The sequence below is a fragment of the Nocardia spongicola genome (assembly GCF_047200775.1).
Classification (GTDB): Bacteria; Actinomycetota; Actinomycetes; order Mycobacteriales; family Mycobacteriaceae; genus Nocardia.
In genome coordinates this window covers 1-404 of sequence record NZ_JBJZOO010000072.1, presented here as the reverse complement: position 1 = coordinate 404, position 404 = coordinate 1, and the positions used below count along the sequence as shown (strand labels likewise).

The 404-nt window shown below is 65.1% G+C and carries 1 protein-coding gene; it reads left to right on the top strand.

The annotated features are described in order from the left end of the window. A partial coding sequence (locus ACL02S_RS24250; protein ID WP_412804806.1) for a hypothetical protein occupies positions 1 to 404 on the top strand: 404 nt, incomplete at both ends.

Sequence of the window (404 nt, the reverse complement as noted above, 5' to 3'; positions counted from 1 at the left end):
GACCGCGCCGTGATCGGCACCAGCACCGGACATATCCAGGTCTTCGCCGAAACCCCCGCCGCCGACGGCTTCACCCTCGAACGCGACTACGACCTGACCGGTGTCCTGCAACCAGGCGAAACCCTGAACTCCGCACTCCCGGACTCCAACGGCCTGATCTGGTTCGTCGGCAAAACCAACGGCGTCGTCGGCACCCTCGACCCCGACACCGGCACCACACACGCCATCCGCCTCGGCGCAGGCTCGGAAAACCAAATCGAGAACTCCTTCGCCGTCGGCGCCAACGGCGACGTCTACATCGCCACCAACCGCCAACTCCTACGCTTCGACGCAGGCCCCGACGGCACACCACACATCACCTGGCAAGTCACCTACGCCAACAGCGGCCAACACAAACCAGGCCA